At 65.6% G+C, this 16,112-nt stretch carries 15 protein-coding genes and 2 pseudogenes; 9 read left to right on the forward strand and 8 right to left on the reverse strand.

Features of this window, described 5'->3' with window-relative positions; all coding sequences use genetic code 11:
- Window positions 1–7 precede the first annotated feature (7 nt).
- The 3 genes and pseudogenes from BRA1417_RS0126425 to BRA1417_RS46335 all read right to left on the reverse strand — a co-directional run.
- Window positions 8–781: a M15 family metallopeptidase gene (locus tag BRA1417_RS0126425; RefSeq protein ID WP_027518378.1), complete on the reverse strand. Its 774-nt coding sequence runs from the start codon at window positions 779–781 to the stop codon at window positions 8–10.
- Window positions 778–1,197 (reverse strand): hypothetical protein, encoded by a 420-nt coding sequence (locus BRA1417_RS45710; RefSeq protein ID WP_027518379.1) that lies wholly within the window; start codon window positions 1,195–1,197, stop codon window positions 778–780. The genes BRA1417_RS0126425 and BRA1417_RS45710 overlap by 4 nt, the downstream gene beginning before the upstream one ends.
- A gap of 221 nt (window positions 1,198–1,418) precedes the next feature.
- Window positions 1,419–2,180 (reverse strand): annotated as a pseudogene (locus tag BRA1417_RS46335) (caspase domain-containing protein); the annotation flags it as partial.
- A 162-nt stretch (window positions 2,181–2,342) separates the two neighbouring features.
- Here BRA1417_RS46335 and BRA1417_RS0126445 point away from each other — a divergent pair.
- From BRA1417_RS0126445 to BRA1417_RS0126460, 4 genes are all read left to right on the forward strand, one after another.
- Window positions 2,343–3,290, forward strand: coding sequence for an aspartate carbamoyltransferase catalytic subunit (locus BRA1417_RS0126445; RefSeq protein ID WP_027518381.1), 948 nt, complete (start codon window positions 2,343–2,345; stop codon window positions 3,288–3,290).
- The gene (locus BRA1417_RS0126450; RefSeq protein ID WP_198034859.1) at window positions 3,290–4,597 is read left to right on the forward strand and encodes a dihydroorotase; all 1,308 of its coding nucleotides are present in this window, start codon (window positions 3,290–3,292) and stop codon (window positions 4,595–4,597) included. Before BRA1417_RS0126445 ends, BRA1417_RS0126450 begins: the two co-directional genes overlap by 1 nt.
- 62 nt (window positions 4,598–4,659) lie before the next feature.
- On the forward strand, window positions 4,660–5,256 hold the full coding sequence (gene plsY / locus BRA1417_RS0126455; protein WP_027518383.1) for a glycerol-3-phosphate 1-O-acyltransferase PlsY: 597 nt from the start codon (window positions 4,660–4,662) through the stop codon (window positions 5,254–5,256).
- 144 nt (window positions 5,257–5,400) lie between these two features.
- A complete protein-coding gene (locus tag BRA1417_RS0126460; RefSeq protein WP_027518384.1) occupies window positions 5,401–6,606 on the forward strand; it encodes a patatin-like phospholipase family protein in 1,206 nt (401 codons plus the stop codon).
- On the opposite strand, the gene BRA1417_RS0126465 is transcribed toward BRA1417_RS0126460, so the two are convergent.
- Window positions 6,598–7,842, reverse strand: a complete 1,245-nt coding sequence (locus BRA1417_RS0126465) for an amidase (protein WP_027518385.1) — start codon at window positions 7,840–7,842, stop codon at window positions 6,598–6,600. The two genes, BRA1417_RS0126460 and BRA1417_RS0126465, sit on opposite strands and share 9 nt — an antisense overlap.
- A 90-nt stretch (window positions 7,843–7,932) precedes the next feature.
- Between BRA1417_RS0126465 and BRA1417_RS40870 the strand changes: the two are divergent.
- Window positions 7,933–8,981 (forward strand): annotated as a pseudogene (locus BRA1417_RS40870) (DNA-processing protein DprA).
- Here the strand turns inward: BRA1417_RS40870 and BRA1417_RS0126475 are convergent.
- Window positions 8,978–9,388: a helix-turn-helix domain-containing protein gene (locus tag BRA1417_RS0126475; RefSeq protein WP_027518386.1), complete on the reverse strand. Its 411-nt coding sequence runs from the start codon at window positions 9,386–9,388 to the stop codon at window positions 8,978–8,980. The pseudogene BRA1417_RS40870 and the gene BRA1417_RS0126475 sit on opposite strands and share 4 nt — an antisense overlap.
- An 83-nt stretch (window positions 9,389–9,471) precedes the next feature.
- Between BRA1417_RS0126475 and BRA1417_RS0126480 the strand changes: the two genes are divergently transcribed.
- A complete protein-coding gene (locus BRA1417_RS0126480; protein WP_027518387.1) occupies window positions 9,472–10,080 on the forward strand; it encodes an FMN-dependent NADH-azoreductase in 609 nt (202 codons plus the stop codon).
- A 72-nt stretch (window positions 10,081–10,152) separates the two neighbouring features.
- On the opposite strand, the gene BRA1417_RS0126485 is transcribed toward BRA1417_RS0126480, so the two are convergent.
- Window positions 10,153–10,335: a hypothetical protein gene (locus tag BRA1417_RS0126485; RefSeq protein WP_027518388.1), complete on the reverse strand. Its 183-nt coding sequence runs from the start codon at window positions 10,333–10,335 to the stop codon at window positions 10,153–10,155.
- 176 nt (window positions 10,336–10,511) lie between these two features.
- Window positions 10,512–11,285, reverse strand: a complete 774-nt coding sequence (locus BRA1417_RS0126490) for an SDR family oxidoreductase (RefSeq protein WP_027518389.1) — start codon at window positions 11,283–11,285, stop codon at window positions 10,512–10,514.
- 121 nt (window positions 11,286–11,406) lie between these two features.
- On the opposite strand from BRA1417_RS0126490, the gene BRA1417_RS0126495 reads away from it, so the two are divergent.
- Window positions 11,407–11,874 carry a helix-turn-helix domain-containing protein gene (locus tag BRA1417_RS0126495; protein WP_027518390.1) on the forward strand — a complete coding sequence of 156 codons (468 nt, stop codon included), beginning with the start codon at window positions 11,407–11,409 and terminating at the stop codon, window positions 11,872–11,874.
- Between the two features lie 160 nt (window positions 11,875–12,034).
- On the forward strand, window positions 12,035–12,589 hold the full coding sequence (locus tag BRA1417_RS0126500) for a flavodoxin family protein (protein WP_027518391.1): 555 nt from the start codon (window positions 12,035–12,037) through the stop codon (window positions 12,587–12,589).
- A 304-nt stretch (window positions 12,590–12,893) separates the two neighbouring features.
- On the opposite strand, the gene BRA1417_RS0126505 is transcribed toward BRA1417_RS0126500, so the two are convergent.
- Entirely contained in the window at window positions 12,894–13,133 is a 240-nt protein-coding gene (locus tag BRA1417_RS0126505; RefSeq protein ID WP_027518392.1) for a hypothetical protein, read from the reverse strand.
- 227 nt (window positions 13,134–13,360) lie between these two features.
- Between BRA1417_RS0126505 and topA the strand changes: the two genes are divergently transcribed.
- A complete protein-coding gene (gene topA, locus BRA1417_RS0126515; protein WP_027518393.1) occupies window positions 13,361–16,105 on the forward strand; it encodes a type I DNA topoisomerase in 2,745 nt (914 codons plus the stop codon).
- Window positions 16,106–16,112 lie beyond the last annotated feature (7 nt).

The following is a 16,112-nucleotide window of genomic DNA, read 5'->3' on the forward strand; positions in this document are numbered from 1 at the left end:
CGCGGAATCAGTTCCGCCGCGGTTGGATCGGGAAATCATACGGCGCACCGCCCGCCCCCGGCAGTGAAAAGTGCCACCACTCCTTCGCATAGTTCACAAAGCCTTGCCTCGCCATCGCTGCCACGAGCCGCTTGCGCCAGGCGCGCTGGTCCGGACTGATCGACGGTGCGGCGGTGTGCCCTTTCACGTCGGTGCAGTCATAGCCGGTGCCCATGTCGACGCTGCCCTCGGGCGGGCGCGACTCGACCGGCGCCGTACAATCGGCGTAGGCCTTTGACGGGTCGTATTTGCCTGAATTGTCCACCTTGAGATCGACCAGCGTGAGATCGAGCGCGGCGCCCGTCGAATGCTGCGAGCGGCTTGCGATGTAGCCGAGGCGGAACAGCTCGGTCTTGGGAATCTTGGGATTGTAGCGCCGCTCGGCAACCGTCTCGTGGCCGTTCTGCGACCACTTGACCATGTCGAGCGAGGCCCGCGCCGGCCGGTAGCAGTCGAACATCTTCAGCGAGAGATTTTGCGCCGCCAGTTCCTGCTGGACCGCCTTCAACCGCAGCCCAACCTCCCGCTTCACCACGCATTCGCCGGCGCCGTAGCCGGCGAGCGGACGGCCGACGAAATTGTTCGAGGTGGCGTAGCGGATGTCCTGGACGATGCTGGGGTCGATGTCGCGCAAATAGACGAAACCGCCGGGCAATGTCTGTGCCCGCACCGGGGCGAGGGTTGACGTCGCAAGCAGCCCAACAAGCGCTGCGCGCGCCGCGATCCCAGTCTTTGCGGTCATTGCACCGTATCCGAGTTGACCAGAAGTTTTGTGATCGCGGTATCCGTGTATTTATTACCGGCCCAGACGTCGTCGATGATGAATTTCAGCCAAAAGGCGGCTATTGGCGAGCGCAATCCCAGCAGCTGCGCCGACAGCTTGTCGTCGAGGATGAAGATCTGCGACTCGCCCCCGGAGAACAACACGCGGAGCTGGCGAACCCTGTTGTTCTTGGCAAATATGTCGGGGCTCTTCTGGTAGCCGTTCTGCACATGGATCGATTTGACCCGCCGCAGGGTTTCGAACTCGACTGTGACCCATTCGCCAATACCGTTGCCTGGCGCGCCCTCGACCCAGGCCGTCCCCGTCGAGGCGTCAAACAGGTTCGTCGCGCCGTATGATTGCCGAATTGCGGCTTTAGCATCGAACTGACGCAATAAGTTTCAAAGCCGCTGCGGGCGCAGCTTTCACCTGGCGCGGAAGGGCGCGGTGGACGCATGGTCGCGCGCTCCGCGACCGCAGGCCGGGCCTGCGGCTTCACCAGCATGCCCGCCACTGGCCGCTCCGACGACAGCGGCGCCCAGAGATAGATGCGCCCGCCGAGGGTCTGGTCGTAATAGGCCGGTGTTTGCTCGTGCGGCGCGGGTTGGCCGCCGCCATCGGTCGCCATCAGCGCCAGAGCTGCCACGCGTTCGCGCACCTCAACCGCGAGATCTCCGAGATGCAGCTCGGGCCGTTTCAGCTGCTCGACGAATATCCGCGTGAACACCGAATTATGAGCCGTGTCGTTGCTACCGAGCTGGTCGAGCGCGGTTTGGCCGATCCCCGCCGAATAGAGTGTGAATATCCCGCGCGCGGGCCGGGCATCAGCGAGCCCTCGTGTGTTCCCGATCGAACGACCCGCGGCGCGCGGAAACGGATTGTCACGACAGGCATCGATGACAACGAAGGCCACGCGCACCGACTTCGCCTGGAGCTCCGCGATCAAATCGGGCTCCGCGATTGAGGCGCCGCGCACCCGCGCTTCAGCGCCCTCGGTGACAGCAGGCACATCGCTCGGCACGAGGTAGTTCACACCGGCGATCGCAACGCCATGCCCCGCATAAAACACGGCAGCGGTATCGCCCGGCTCGAGCCGCGCGGTGAAATCCGCGAGCCGGTCGATCATGCCCTGGCGGCCGAGGTTGGTCCCCAGCACGATCTCAAAGCGGAGTGATCTCAGCGCATCCGCGATGGTGGTTGCGTCATTGGTCGCCTTCTTCAATTGACGGTCCGGCGGGAGGTTAGGATAGAGGTCGTTGCCGATCACGAGCGCCACGCGCTTCTCCGCCAGCGCCGGTGTCGCCACGCCGACAAGGCAAACCGCCGCCAGCGCAGCAGCATTGCGCACCAGTCGATTAAAATACCGCATGCCCGTCATGATCCGGCCCGTGACGCAACGAATGGCGCGAGTCTAGCGCAAAGCGGTAGCCCCGAACACGGGCGGGCGGAGCCCTCCCTCCGGCAAGTGTCGGGGGATAACTCCCCGCCCGAGCTTTGGCCCTTGCCCCCCCGGCCATCCCCGCCTATAGCTCTCGCTTTAATGACATCGAAATCGACCTTCGTCCTCGGCCACCGGCATTTGCTGGGCATCGAGGGCCTTTCCGCGGCCGACATCACCGGCCTCCTCGACCTGTCCGAAGAATATGTCGAGCTCAACCGCCAGGTTGACAAGAAGCGCACCGTCCTGCGTGGACGGACGCAGGTGAACCTCTTCTTCGAGGCTTCCACCCGGACCCAATCCTCGTTCGAGCTCGCCGGCAAACGGCTGGGCGCCGACGTCATGAACATGTCGGTGTCCTCCTCGTCCATCAAAAAGGGCGAGACGCTGGTCGACACGGCCATGACGCTCAACGCCATGCACCCGGATATCCTGGTGGTGCGCCATCACGCCTCCGGCGCGGTGGAACTGCTGGCCCGCAAGGTCGACGGTGCCGTGATCAATGCCGGCGACGGCGCGCACGAGCATCCGACACAAGCCCTGCTCGACGCGCTGACCATCCGCCGCAACAAGGGCCGGCTCGAGGGCCTCGTGGTCGCAATCTGCGGCGACGTGCTGCATTCGCGCGTCGCCCGCTCCAACATCATCCTGCTCAACGCGATGGGCGCCCGCGTCCGCGTCGTCGGCCCCTCCACGCTGCTGCCGCCGGGCATCGAGCGGATGGGCGTCGAGGTCGCGCGCGACATGCGCGAGGGGCTCAACGGCGCCGACATCGTCATGATGTTGCGGCTCCAGCGCGAGCGCATGAACGGCTCCTTCGTGCCGTCGACCTCCGAGTATTTCCATTATTTCGGCCTGGACCAGAAGAAGCTCGCCTACGCCAAGCCAGACGCCCTGGTCATGCATCCCGGCCCCATGAACCGCGGCGTCGAGATCGACACTGCGGTTGCTGACGGCGCGCAGTCCCTGATCCGCGAACAGGTGGAAATGGGCGTGGCCGTGCGCATGGCGGTGCTGGAAGCGCTCGCCCGCAACCTGCCGAACGCGTGATGCTCATGTTGACCGACCGCCGACCCATCCTGCTTGCCAACGCCCGCGTCGTCGACCCCTCCCGGGATTTCGATGGCCCTGGCGACGTCCTGATCGCCGACGGCATCATCCGGGAGACCCGCCGCGGCATTGGCGCTGCCGGCGTCCCCGAGGGCACCGACGTCGTCAACTGCGCCGGCAAGATCGTCGCACCCGGCCTGATCGACATGCGCGCCTTCGTCGGCGAGCCCGGCTTCAGCCATCGCGAGACCTTTGCCTCCGCGAGCCAGGCGGCTGCGACCGGCGGCATCACCACCATCATCTGCCAGCCCGACACCTTGCCGGTGATCGACAACTCGGCGACCGTCGACTTCGTGATGCGTCGCGCCCGTGACACCGCGATCGTCAACATCCAGCCGATGGCGGCGCTCACCAAGGGCATGCACGGCGAGGAGATGACCGAGTTCGGCCTCCTCAAGGCGGCCGGCGCGATCGCCTTCAGCGACTGCGACAAGAGCGTGATCAACGCGCAGGTGATGCGCCGCGCCTTGACCTACGCGCGCGATTTCGACGCGCTGATCGTGCACTACACCGAGGATCGCGATCTCGTCGGCGAAGGCGTGATGAACGAGGGCGAGTTCGCCTCGCGGCTCGGCCTGATGGGCATCCCGAACGCGGCGGAGGCCGTGATGCTGGAGCGCGACATGCGCCTGGTCGCGCTCACCGGCGGCCGCTATCACGCGGCCTCGCTGACCTGCATCGAGTCGCTCGACGTGCTCAAGCGCGCCCGCGACGTCGGGCTCGCCGTGACCGCCTCGGCCTCGATCAACCACCTTGCGCTGAACGAGAACGACATCGGCCCTTACCGTTCGTTCCTGAAGCTGTCGCCGCCGTTGCGCACCGAGGACGACCGCCGCGCGCTGGTCGCCGCCGTCGCCTCCGGCCTCATCGACGTCATCATGTCCGACCACAATCCGCAGGACGTCGAGGTCAAGCGCCTGCCTTTCGCAGAAGCAGCCCCCGGCGCCATCGGCCTGGAGACCATGCTCCCGGCGGGCCTTCGCCTGGTGCACAATGACGAATTGGACCTCAAGACGCTGATCCGGGCGATGTCGACCCGGCCGGCCGAGATTTTGGGATTGCCTGGCGGAACCCTGCGCACAGGCAGCCCGGCCGACGTCATCGTGATCGACCCAGATGTGCCCTGGGTGGTCGATCCCGCCGACCTCAAATCGCCGTGCAAGAATACCCCGTTCGACGAGGCCCGCTTTACAGGCCGCGTGGTGCGCACCATTGTCGGCGGACGGACGGTGTACGAACATGTCTGACGTGCGGAGCTGCAGCCAGGGAATTTGCAGACAGCGAATTTGCAGACAGGGAATTTGCAGACATGGCGCTTGAATTGTTCCTGCCGGTGGCTTTCGTCATCGGATACCTGCTCGGCTCGATTCCGTTCGGACTGATCCTGACGAAACTCGGCGGCACGCAGGACATTCGCTCGATCGGCTCCGGCAGCATCGGCGCCACCAACGTGCTGCGCACGGGGCGCAAAGGCCTTGCCGCCGCGACCCTGCTGTTCGACGCGCTCAAGGGCACCGTGGCGGTGGTGATCGCGGGCTACATCGCCGGTCCCAATGCCGCGATGCTGGCCGGGCTTGGCGCCTTCCTCGGCCATCTCTTCCCGGTCTGGCTCAAATTCAAAGGCGGCAAGGGTGTCGCCGTCTATATCGGCATCATGCTCGGGCTGTTCTGGCCAGCGGCGGTAGTGTTCTGCCTGCTCTGGTTGGCGACCGCCTTCACCGCCCGCTATTCCTCGCTCTCGGCCCTGGTGGCCTCGTTCATCACCCCGCTGTTCCTGCTGTGGTTCGGCCAGCCCGCGCTCGCCGCACTGGCGGCGGTGCTGACGCTGCTGCTGTTCTACGCCCATCGCGAGAACATCAAGCGACTGCAATCGGGCAAGGAAAGCCGGATCGGCGAGAAGGCATAAGCCGGGAATCCACGGATACCGCGGCACCCCTTCTGCATTATATCGCAAATGGTGTTCGCAACTTGCAGCCGAATCACGGCTGTATGGACGAACGGGTTCCAGGCCTGGCCCTGATCATGGGCATGGCTCTACGCGGTGCTCAGAATGAGCGAGAAGATTGTCAGCGCGCATGTTGAAGGTGGCTTGCAGGGCACTGCGGCAAGCCGGATGCTCTCGACCACGGATATCTGGTCCGATGCGCCCGCGCCGGTTCCTGCTCCCAAGCCTGTGCCCGTTGCGTCACCAGCGCCGCAGCGTGCTCGCATCGCACAAGCTCCTCTGACAGTTGAGGCCGTGGTCGCTGCGGCACCAGTTGCACCCGCGCGGCCCCGCGCCAACCCATGGCCGCCGCAAAAACTGTCGCTGGCGCTTCAGGGCGGCGGCACCTTCGCCGCGTTCACCTGGGGCGTGCTGGAGCGTCTCCTCGAAGAGCCATCCATTGCGATCGACACCATCAGCGGCGCCAGTGCCGGCGCCATCAACGCGCTGCTGCTCGCCTCCGGTTTCGCCGAGGGTGGCCGCGAAGGCGCGCGCGCGCGGCTGAACCGGTTCTGGATCCGGCTGATGCACGAAGCCTCGTTCCGATCGCTGATGCTGATCGGCGGCTTCTCGCCGGCGGGAAGCTCGGTCGCGTTCGGTCCGACGCTGCGCTCCGGCCAGTTCGATCCGTTCGATCTCGATCCGCTGCGGCAGGCGCTGTCGCGCGACATCAACTTTTCCGCCTTGCGCGACCCGCGCTGCCCGAAGCTTCTGATCGCGGCGACCCGGATCCGCGACGGGCAGCAGCAGATCTTCCGCAACGACGTGATCACCGCCGACGTCGCGCTGGCCTCGACCTGTCCGCCGCTGGTTCATTGCGCGGTGGAGATCGACGGCGAGGCCTATTGGGACGGCGGCCTCGGAGGCAACCCGCCCCTGCTGCGGCTCGTGCAGGACACGACGAGCAGCGACATCCTGCTGGTCCAGGTCACGCCGGCGCGCGACAGCTACGTGCCGATCACGCTCGCCGCGATCGACCGCAGGCTGGACCAGATCGCGGCCAACGCCGCCCTCAATGCCGAGATCGCGGCGATGGAATGGGCGCAATCGCAGACCGCATCGTCGTTGCGGCTCTCCAGGATCGCCGCGGAAGATTTCGTCGACGGCCTGGCGCAGCGCTCGTCCACCGATCTCGGCCGCGGCTTCATTCGCGCGCTTCACCGCAGCGGCCGCGAGGCTGCCGGGCGCTGGCTCAAGCAAGGTACCGATCACAGCGCAGCGGCGGCCGCATCCGGCCAGCGCATTGTTCCCCGCGAACCTGCGCTAGCCTGATTTCGCCAGCGCCTGCTCCAGGAACCACGCCGTCGCCAGCGCATGCGCGTCGTTGCCGAAGCGCGCGATCACCTGCACGCCGATCGGCAGGCCATTCGCTTTCAGCACCGGCACGTTGACGCAAGGATTTCCCATCAGCGTCCAGAGCCTGTTGTAGCGAGGGTCGCCTGTGCTCGCGAGCTCCTTGGCCGGCGGCGTGCCCGGCGCCGAATAGGTCAGCAGCACGTCGAACCCCTCGAACAATTCGCCAAGCTCGCGGCGTCCGCGGCGGCTGATCCGGCGCGCGTCGTCGTAGTCCTTGGGTGTGAGACCGACCGTCGCATCGAGACTGGCGCGCAGCATCGGCGCGATCTCGTCGTGGCGTTCGGAAAATTCCCAGGCGAGCGCGCGATGCGCCTCGAAGTCCTGAATGATCGGGTGGATACGCCAGGCCTCCTGCACCGCCTCCGGCAGATCGATGGTCTTCACGCTGGCGCCAGCCTTCTCGGCGGCCTTGATCGCGGCTTGCAGCCCCTCTTCGGCGGCCGGCTCCACGGCGCCGGCAAAGTCCTGCCGGATAACGCCGATGCGCGGCGCCTTCGCCGGCACGATGCCGGCGAATTCGGTGCGGCCGGTCATCGCAAGCAATCCGCGCGCGAGATCTTCTGCGCGCGCGCCGAACAGGCCGACCGTGTCGAGCGCCCACGAATAGCATTTGACGCCGACCGTCGGCAGCATCCGGAACGACGGCTTGATCGCGGCGGTGCCGCAATAGGCGGCGGGCCGGATCACCGAGCCGCCGGTCTGGGTGCCCAGCGCCAGCGGGATCATGCCGGCACCGACCGCCGCGGCCGAGCCCGAGGACGAGCCGCCCGGCGTATGGCCGAGGTTATGCGGATTGAGCGTCGGGGTCGGATCGCGTGAGGCGAATGCCGTGGTCGTGGTCTTGCCGATGATGGTGGCGCCCGCCCGCTTCAGCATCATCACGACAGGCGCGTCCGCGCGCGGCTGCCAGCCGCGATAGATCTCCGAGCCCATCTCGGTCGGCATATTGGCGGTGTCGATGATGTCCTTGATCCCGACCGCGATGCCGCGCAGCGGGCCGGCGCCTTGCGCCTTCGCGGAGCTGTCGTGACGGACGAAGGCGTGGACGTCCTTCTCCCGCGCCTCGATCGCCGCGTGCGATTGCGCGATGGCGGCCTCGGGCGAAAGCTCTCCCGCTTCGATGCGGCGCTGGAGATCGGCGAGTGAGATCATGGCAATACCCTTCTTATTGGGATCGCTTTTAGCATCGCGACGAAGCCGCGCAAGCGCACGCCGCTGTTGCCCACGCCCTCAGGTTGTTCCATGCTGTGCCTGCAAGGAGCTGCCGTGGACGCCATCAATCCAAGTGTAGAGCTGACCGAAGCCGACAGGACCGACCGCCTGCGGCTGATCCGGTCCGACAATGTCGGGCCGCGCACTTTCCGGTCGCTGGTCGATCATTTCGGCACAGCGCGCGCTGCGCTGGAGCGGCTGCCGGATCTCGCACGCCGCGGCGGCGCGCAGCGATCGGCGCGCATCTGTAGCGCCGACCAGGCGAAAGCCGAGCTCGCCGCGAGCCGCAAGTTCGGCATCGCCTGGCTCGCGCCCGGCGAGGACGGTTATCCGGCGCGGCTGGCAACGCTTGACGATGCGCCGCCGCTGCTCGCCGTGCGCGGCGACAATGCAACGCTGATGCGGCCGTCATCTCCGGCCTCGCCCGCGGCGTCGACCAGGCCGCGCACCGCGCCAGCGTCGAGAGCGGCACCATCGCCGTGCTCGCCGGCGGACACGACTGCATCTATCCGCCGGAGCATGGCGATTTGCTCGCAGCGATCCTCGACCGCAAAGGTGCAGCGATCTCCGAGATGCCGCTCGGCCATGAGCCGCGCGCCCGCGACTTCCCCCGTCGCAACCGGCTGATCTCGGGCGCCGCGCTCGGAGTGGTCGTGGTCGAGGCGGCGCACCGCTCGGGCTCGCTGATCACCGCGCGCATGGCCGCCGAACAGGGCCGCGAAGTGTTCGCGGTGCCGGGCTCGCCGCTCGATCCGCGCGCCGCCGGCACCAATGATCTGATCAAGCAGGGCGCGACGCTGGTCACCGAAGCCGCCGACGTGGTCAACGCGGTCGCACCGATCATGGAGCGGCCGCTGATGCGCACCGCGAACGAGCCCGACAGCGAGCCGTTCGAAAGCGATCCGCAAGGACACGACCGCGATCAGATCACCGGCCTGCTCGGCCCTGCCCCCGTCACGATCGACGATCTCGTGCGGATGTCGGGCGCCTCGCCTGCCATCGTGCGCACCGTGCTCTTCGAGCTCGAGCTCGCCGGCCGGCTCGAACGCCACGGCGGTGGCTTGGTCTCGCTGCTTTAAGGAGTGGTCCGCTCGTCGAAGCGCGTGCGCGCCGAGGCGATCTGCTCCTGATGCGTGATCGCCCATTCGCCGAGTGCCCTCACCGGCTGCTGCAGTCCGCGGCCGAGATCGGTCAGCTCGTAATCCACGCGCGGCGGAATGGTCGGAAAGATCGTGCGCGTGACCAGGCCGTCACGCTCGAGCCCGCGCAGCGTCAGGGTCAGCATCCGCTGCGAAATGCCGTTGATCATGCGCTTGAGCTCGTTGAAGCGCTTCGGCCCGTCACTCAGCATCATGATGACGAACACGCTCCATTTGTCGCCGACGCGCGCGAGGATCGAGGCGACGCCGCGGCAGTCCGCATGGTTGGGATCCGGCCTTGGTGAGGCGGGCAAATCGATGTGCGCAGGTTTCAGGGATGTGCCCATGGCTCAAAAAGGTGCGTTCTTGCGGGGATTTCGATAGTCACTCATGTAGCTCTGGTTACAAACATATACTAGGGTGATCCCGAATGAAACTCCTCCACATGGACTCCAGCGTGCTCGGCCCCCACTCCGTTTCCCGGCAGGTCTCCGCCGCCATCGTCGATCGTCTCAGGCAGGCGATGCCGTCGCTCGACATCGTCTATCGCGACCTGACGCAGAGCCCGCTCGCCCATCTCTCCGGCTCGCATCTGGCGGCCGCGCAAGGCCGGCCCGCACCGGCGGAGCTCGGCCCCGACCTCGCCGCCAGCAAGGCCGCGCTGGACGAATTCCTTGCCGCCGAGATCGCCGTGATCGGCGCGCCCATGTACAATTTCACCATTCCCAGCCAGCTCAAGGCCTGGATCGACCGGGTCCTGGTGGCGGGGAAGACGTTCAGCTACGGCGCGAACGGACCGCAGGGCCTTGCCGGCGCCAAGCGCGTGATCTTCGCGATCTCGCGCGGGGGCTATTACGGCGCGGGCACGCCCGCCGCGTCGCTGGAGCACCTCGAAAGCTATCTGCGTGGCGTGTTCGGCTTCATGGGCATCCATCATCCCGAATTCATCAGCGCCGATGGCATCCAGGTCGGGCCGGAGCATCGCGAGAAGTCGCTCGCAAGCGCGCTTCAGGCGGCAACCGCCCTCCGCGCGGCCTGACGCAACGCGCACATTATCAGCCGCCGCAACATTGCCTGCGGCGGCTGATCGACCGGTGCGCGGTCGGCGAAGCTAAAACCAGGCGCCCTGAATGCCGAGGATGACGGCGACGAGCGAAACGAACAGGCCGATGCCGGAGAAAAGAGCGACCCCGATGAACTCGGAGGTGTCGGAACGCTTGGCGGGAACGGCGGAATTTTCGGTGTAAATACGCGGTGCTGAAATCGGGGAAATAATACGAGCTGCCTTTGGCATATCGGGCTCCCTTGAAATGAGTCTTCGTGACCCCCTGCCCGTAAAAGGGTCTTGGCAGCGCAAGCGAAGGTTCAACGCCTCACGCAAGGTTCAGAAAATACAGCTCGCGAGACGTGGGAACCGGTCGGCGCAACCGGTTTGCGTGCGCCGACCGATTCAATTTTCACTTCAATTGATCAGCCGCGATAGATCGGCGCGCCACTCGGCGAGGCGACCGCGCCGCCGTCGACGAAGATTTCCTGGCCCTGCACATGCGCGGAATCGTCGGAGGCGAGGAACAGCACTGTCTTGGCGACGTGATCTGTTTCACCTATGCGCCCCAGCGGCGTCGTCAGCGCGATCCGCTTCTCGAACGCCTTCTCGGCTTCGGGCGTCGCGGTCGCAGGTCCCCAGATCGGCGTGCGGATCGCACCGGGCGCGACCACGTTGACGCGAATGCCGCGCGGCGACAGTTCTGATGCCATGATCCGCGCCATCGCGCGCACACCGGCCTTGGCGGCGCCATACGCCGAATAGCCGGGGATGCCGAGCACGGAGATCACCGAGCCGCTGAGGATGATCGAGGCGTTGTCGTTGAGATAAGGCAGCGCGGACTGCACGGTGAAGAACACGCCGGTCAGATTGGTGCTGATGACCTTCTCGAAGACCTCCAGCGTGGCCGAGCCGAGCGGCGTGCCGCCGGCGATGCCGGCATTGGCGAACACGATGTCGAACTTGCCGAACTTTTCGGCGCCCTTCTTGATCGCAGCCTCGGTGGCCGCGATGTCGGTGGCGTCGGCGGCGAGCGCGAGCACGTTCGGCCCGAGCTCCTTCGCGGCCGCATCGAGCGTCTCCTTGTTACGTCCGGTGATCACCACCTTGGCGCCCTCGGCCACGAACAGCTTTGCCGTTGCCAATCCAATGCCGCTATTGCCGCCGGTGATCAGGGCCGTCTTGTTCTTCAGTCTCACGTTCGCCTCCAGTGGTTGCATCATAAAACTATGATTGCCATCTAGGCTATCTGGTTTTAATATGCAACCACACGAGCGCGTGAACGGCGACCGGACCGTGCGATCGCGAAAGGACTGGACCATGGTGAAACGAACGAGCTTCGAGGGGGATGCCTGCCCGATCGCACGCTCGCTGGAGGCGATCGGCGACTGGTGGTCCCTGCTGATCATCCGCGAGGCGCTGTTCGGCCTGCGCCGCTTCGGCGAATTTCAGAGCAAGCTCGGCATGGCCAAGAACATCTTGTCGGCCCGGCTGCGCGCCCTCGTCGACCACGGCATCCTGACCACGGCCCCCGCCTCCGACGGCAGCGCCTACCAGGAATATGTGCTGACGGAAAAGGGCCGCGGCACTTTCCCAATCCTCGTAGCACTGCGGCAATGGAGCGAGGCCTTCGACGATCGCCCCTCGGAGATCGCGACCATCCTGGTCGATCGCGAGAAAGGCCGCCCGGTGCGAAAGCTGGAGCTGCGCGCGGAAGACGGGCGATTGCTTACGCAAGCCGATACCACGCTGAAGCCGCGGCCAGCGCCGCGACGGCGGTCGGCCTAGAACTGCCACCACCCCGTCATTGCGAGCGCAGCGAAGCAATCCAGACTGCCACCGCGGAAAGACTCTGGATTGCTTCGCTGCGCTCGCAATGACTGCGTGGGGGACTTGTACAAAACATCGACGGCGTCAAAGATGGCCAGACACAGCAAGTGGCACCACCATGCCCCTCCTCGCCATCGTCTATTTTTCCATCTCAGGCACCACCGAGAAGCTAGCGCACGCGGTCGCGCGCGGAGCGGATAGCATGGCGGATGTCGCGCTTTGTCGCATCACAGGCGACCACATCCTGTCAGGCCGGTTTAAGAATGAGAGCTTACTGGAGACGATTGACGGCGCTAGCGCCGTTGCGTTTGGCAGCCCCACCTACATGGGCGGACCCGCCGCCCAATTCAAAGCTTTTGCAGACGCTTCGAGCGACAGATGGAGCAAGCAAGCCTGGGCCAACAAGATCGCAGCCGGATTCACCACGGGCGCCTGCGCAGGCGGCGACCAACTCCACACATTGTCCTACTTTTCCATTCTCGCCGCGCAGCACGGCATGCTCTGGTGCGGACTGGATCTTCCGGGTGGCGAGGATCCGAGCGGCCGCAATCGTTTGGGCAGCCAGCTTGGCTTGGCAACACACTTGATTGACGGCTCGTTGCCTCAGAGCGACCTCAGCACCGCCGAATATCTCGGCCAGCGATTGGCCAAGTTGGCAAGCCGCAACGGCTAACGACGCCGTCATTGCGAACGGAGCGCCTATCAGGCGTACGTGCTGACGGAAAAGGTCCGCGGTACCTTCCCGACGCGGGTACCACGCTGAAGCCGCGGCGGCGGCTTCAGCGGGCGCGCGCTGTCTCTCCAACGTCGTCCTGGCGAAAGCCAGGACCCACTACCCCAAGGAGGAGTTTGGCGAAGCCTCGTCCCCCGGATTGGCATCGCGCTCAGGTCGATGGACCTCGCGGTATGGGTCCTGGCTTTCGCCAGGACGACTCCGGAGAGAGAGCGTGCGTGATGGATCCGCTCGGTCTTCGCCTTCACGACAGCCTGCGCTTGCTCCGCAGCCGCAAATGCTCGTCGGCCTCGAGTTTGGTCATTCCCAGGAGATAATGCAGCACGTCGAGCTTGTGCCGCTCGGCGAGCTTGCGCAATGCCCCGACCTGCTCGGCGATGAAGGCGACCGCCTCGTCGACGCCGCCCTCCCCCGGTTCCTCGTGACGCGAGCCTCCCGCCGCGCGCGATGCGGCGCCCGCCCGTTTCTTTCCTGGCTTAGTCACCAGCCCCCACCCGAATCCATGCCCCGCTGAAACATTACGCCGACATCGACCGCAACTCAAAGGTGGTATTTTGCAACTTTCTCGATATGAAACTTTTCCCATCGTGATGGCTTTCAACACCCCTCGATTTGACAGCGACGGCCTCACCACCCATGTTCGGGACGAAAGGGCCGACCCGAATCTCATCGAATTCGGCCCCAAATTTCCCCATAAGTTACTGGAACTACATGAATATCGTCATTGTGGAGTCGCCGGCGAAAGCCAAGACGATCAACAAGTATTTGGGCTCGTCCTACGAGGTTCTGGCCTCGTTTGGCCATGTCCGCGACTTGCCGGCGAAGAACGGCTCCGTCGATCCCGACGCCAATTTCAAGATGATCTGGGAGATCGATCCCAAGGCGGCCGGCCGGCTCAACGACATTGCCAAGTCCCTCAAGAACGCTGATCGCCTGATTCTCGCGACCGACCCTGATCGCGAGGGCGAGGCCATCTCCTGGCACGTGCTGGAGGTCCTGAAAGAGAAGCGCGCGATCAAGGACCACAAGATCGAGCGGGTGGTGTTCAACGCCATCACCAAGCAGGCGGTCACGGACGCCATGAAGCATCCGCGCCAGATCGACGGTGCGCTGGTCGACGCCTATATGGCGCGCCGCGCGCTGGACTATCTGGTCGGCTTCACCCTCTCCCCCGTGCTGTGGCGCAAGCTGCCGGGCGCCCGCTCGGCGGGCCGCGTGCAGTCGGTGGCGCTGCGGCTGGTCTGCGACCGCGAGCTCGAGATCGAAAAGTTCGTCGCGCGCGAATACTGGTCGCTGATCGCGACCCTGCTGACGCCGCGTGGCGACGCCTTCGAGGCACGTCTCGTCGGCGCCGACGGCAAGAAGATCCAGCGCCTCGACATCGGCACCGGCGCTGAAGCCGAAGACTTCAAGAAGGCGCTGGAAGCAGCCGCCTACGCGGTGACGACGGTCGATGCCAAGCCGGCCCGGCGCAATCCGCAGGCCCCCTTCACCACCTCGACGCTGCAGCAGGAAGCCAGCCGCAAATACGGCTTTGCGCCGGCGCACACCATGCGCATCGCGCAGCGGCTCTATGAGGGCATCGACATCGGCGGCGAGACCACCGGACTCATTACTTATATGCGTACCGACGGTGTGCAGATCGACCCGTCCGCGATCACCCAGGCCCGCAAGGTGATCGGCGAGGATTACGGCAATGCCTATGTGCCGGACGCGCCGCGTCAATATCAGGCCAAGGCCAAGAACGCCCAGGAAGCCCACGAGGCGATCCGGCCGACCGACATGTCGCGCCGCCCCGACAGCATGAGCCGCAAGCTCGAATCCGATCAGGCGAGACTCTATGAACTGATCTGGAAGCGCACCATCGCGAGCCAGATGGAATCGGCCGAGCTGGAACGCACCACGGTCGACATCACGGCGAAGGTTGGCGGCCGCACGCTGGACCTGCGCGCTACCGGCCAGGTCGTCAAGTTCGACGGCTTCCTCGCGCTTTATCAGGAAGGCCGCGACGACGAGGAGGACGAGGACTCCCGCCGCCTGCCCGCGATGAGCCCGAACGACGCGCTGAAGCGGCAGTCGCTCGCCGTCACCCAGCACTTCACCGAGCCGCCGCCGCGCTTCTCCGAAGCGTCGCTGGTCAAGCGCATGGAAGAGCTCGGCATCGGCCGGCCCTCGACCTATGCCTCGATCCTCCAGGTCCTCAAGGACCGCGGCTACGTCAAGCTCGAGAAAAAGCGCCTGCACGGCGAGGACAAGGGCCGCGTCGTGGTCGCGTTCCTCGAAAGCTTCTTTGCCCGCTACGTCGAATACGACTTCACCGCCAATCTGGAAGAGCAGCTCGACCGCATCTCCAACAACGAGATCTCCTGGCAGCAGGTGCTGAAGGATTTCTGGACCGGCTTCATCGGCGCGGTCGACGAGATCAAGGATCTGCGCGTCGCGCAGGTGCTCGACGTGCTCGACGACATGCTGGGCCAGCACATCTATCCGCCCCGCACCGATGGCGGCGACATCAGGCAATGTCCGAGCTGCGGCAACGGGCGGCTCAATCTGAAGGCCGGCAAGTTCGGTGCCTTCGTCGGCTGCTCGAACTATCCGGAATGCCGCTACACCCGTCAGCTCGCCGCCGACGGCGAGGCGACGGCCGATCGTTCGCTCGGCCAGGACCCCGAGACGGGTCGCGATGTCTGGGTCAAGGCCGGCCGGTTCGGCCCCTACATCCAGCTCGGCGAGCAGAAGGATTATGCGGAGGGCGAGAAGCCGAAGCGCGCGGGCATTCCGAAGGGGACTTCTCCTGGAGATGTCGAGCTCGAGCTTGCGCTCAAGCTGCTGTCGCTGCCGCGCGAGATCGGCAAGCACCCGGAAACGGGTGAACCGATCACCGCAGGTCTTGGCCGCTTCGGGCCGTTCGTGAAGCACGAGAAGACCTATGCCAGCCTCGAGGCCGGCGACGAAGTGTTCGACATCGGCATCAACCGGGCGGTGACGCTGATCGCGGAGAAGATCGCCAAGGGCCCGAGCCGCCGCTTCGGCGCCGATCCCGGCAAGGCGATCGGCGATCATCCCACCCTCGGCACCGTCACGGTGAAGGGCGGCCGCTACGGCGCCTATGTCACGGCGGGCGGCGTCAACGCGACGATCCCGAGCGACATCGAGAAAGACGCCATCACGCTGCCGCAGGCGATCGCGCTGATCGACGAGCGCGCGGCCAAGGGCGGCGGCAAGAAGCCGAAGAAGGCAGCGAAGCCGGCCAAGGCCAAGAAGGCTGCGGCGAAGGCCGCCGACGGCGACGACGCCGCGCCAAAAACCAAGAAGCCGGCCGCGAAGAAGTCGGCCAAACCCAAATCCGAATCCACCAGCAAGGCGCGCGCCGCCGTGTCGTCGACGGCCAAAACGTCGCCGACCAAGGCAGCTGGCGCCAAAGCTCCGGCCAAGAAAAGTGCCGGCACCAAATAGAGGCTAA

The organism is Bradyrhizobium sp. WSM1417, from assembly GCF_000515415.1.
In the GTDB taxonomy this organism is placed as follows: domain Bacteria; phylum Pseudomonadota; class Alphaproteobacteria; order Rhizobiales; family Xanthobacteraceae; genus Bradyrhizobium.

Excerpts from the sequence above, each read along its gene's own strand:
- BRA1417_RS0126450 (WP_198034859.1), top strand. The coding sequence starts at position 3,290 with ATGCTCATGTTGACCGACCGCCGACCCATCCTGCTTGCCAACGCCCGC.
- BRA1417_RS0126485 (WP_027518388.1), bottom strand. The coding sequence starts at position 10,335 with ATGCCAAAGGCAGCTCGTATTATTTCCCCGATTTCAGCACCGCGTATT.
- BRA1417_RS0126480 (WP_027518387.1), top strand. The coding sequence starts at position 9,472 with ATGAAACTCCTCCACATGGACTCCAGCGTGCTCGGCCCCCACTCCGTT.
- BRA1417_RS0126425 (WP_027518378.1), bottom strand. The coding sequence starts at position 781 with ATGACCGCAAAGACTGGGATCGCGGCGCGCGCAGCGCTTGTTGGGCTG.
- BRA1417_RS0126475 (WP_027518386.1), bottom strand. The coding sequence starts at position 9,388 with ATGGGCACATCCCTGAAACCTGCGCACATCGATTTGCCCGCCTCACCA.
- BRA1417_RS0126465 (WP_027518385.1), bottom strand. The coding sequence starts at position 7,842 with ATGATCTCACTCGCCGATCTCCAGCGCCGCATCGAAGCGGGAGAGCTT.
- BRA1417_RS0126495 (WP_027518390.1), top strand. The coding sequence starts at position 11,407 with ATGGTGAAACGAACGAGCTTCGAGGGGGATGCCTGCCCGATCGCACGC.
- BRA1417_RS0126460 (WP_027518384.1), top strand. The coding sequence starts at position 5,401 with ATGAGCGAGAAGATTGTCAGCGCGCATGTTGAAGGTGGCTTGCAGGGC.
- topA (WP_027518393.1), top strand. The coding sequence starts at position 13,361 with ATGAATATCGTCATTGTGGAGTCGCCGGCGAAAGCCAAGACGATCAAC.
- BRA1417_RS0126500 (WP_027518391.1), top strand. The coding sequence starts at position 12,035 with ATGCCCCTCCTCGCCATCGTCTATTTTTCCATCTCAGGCACCACCGAG.
- BRA1417_RS0126445 (WP_027518381.1), top strand. The coding sequence starts at position 2,343 with ATGACATCGAAATCGACCTTCGTCCTCGGCCACCGGCATTTGCTGGGC.
- plsY (WP_027518383.1), top strand. The coding sequence starts at position 4,660 with ATGGCGCTTGAATTGTTCCTGCCGGTGGCTTTCGTCATCGGATACCTG.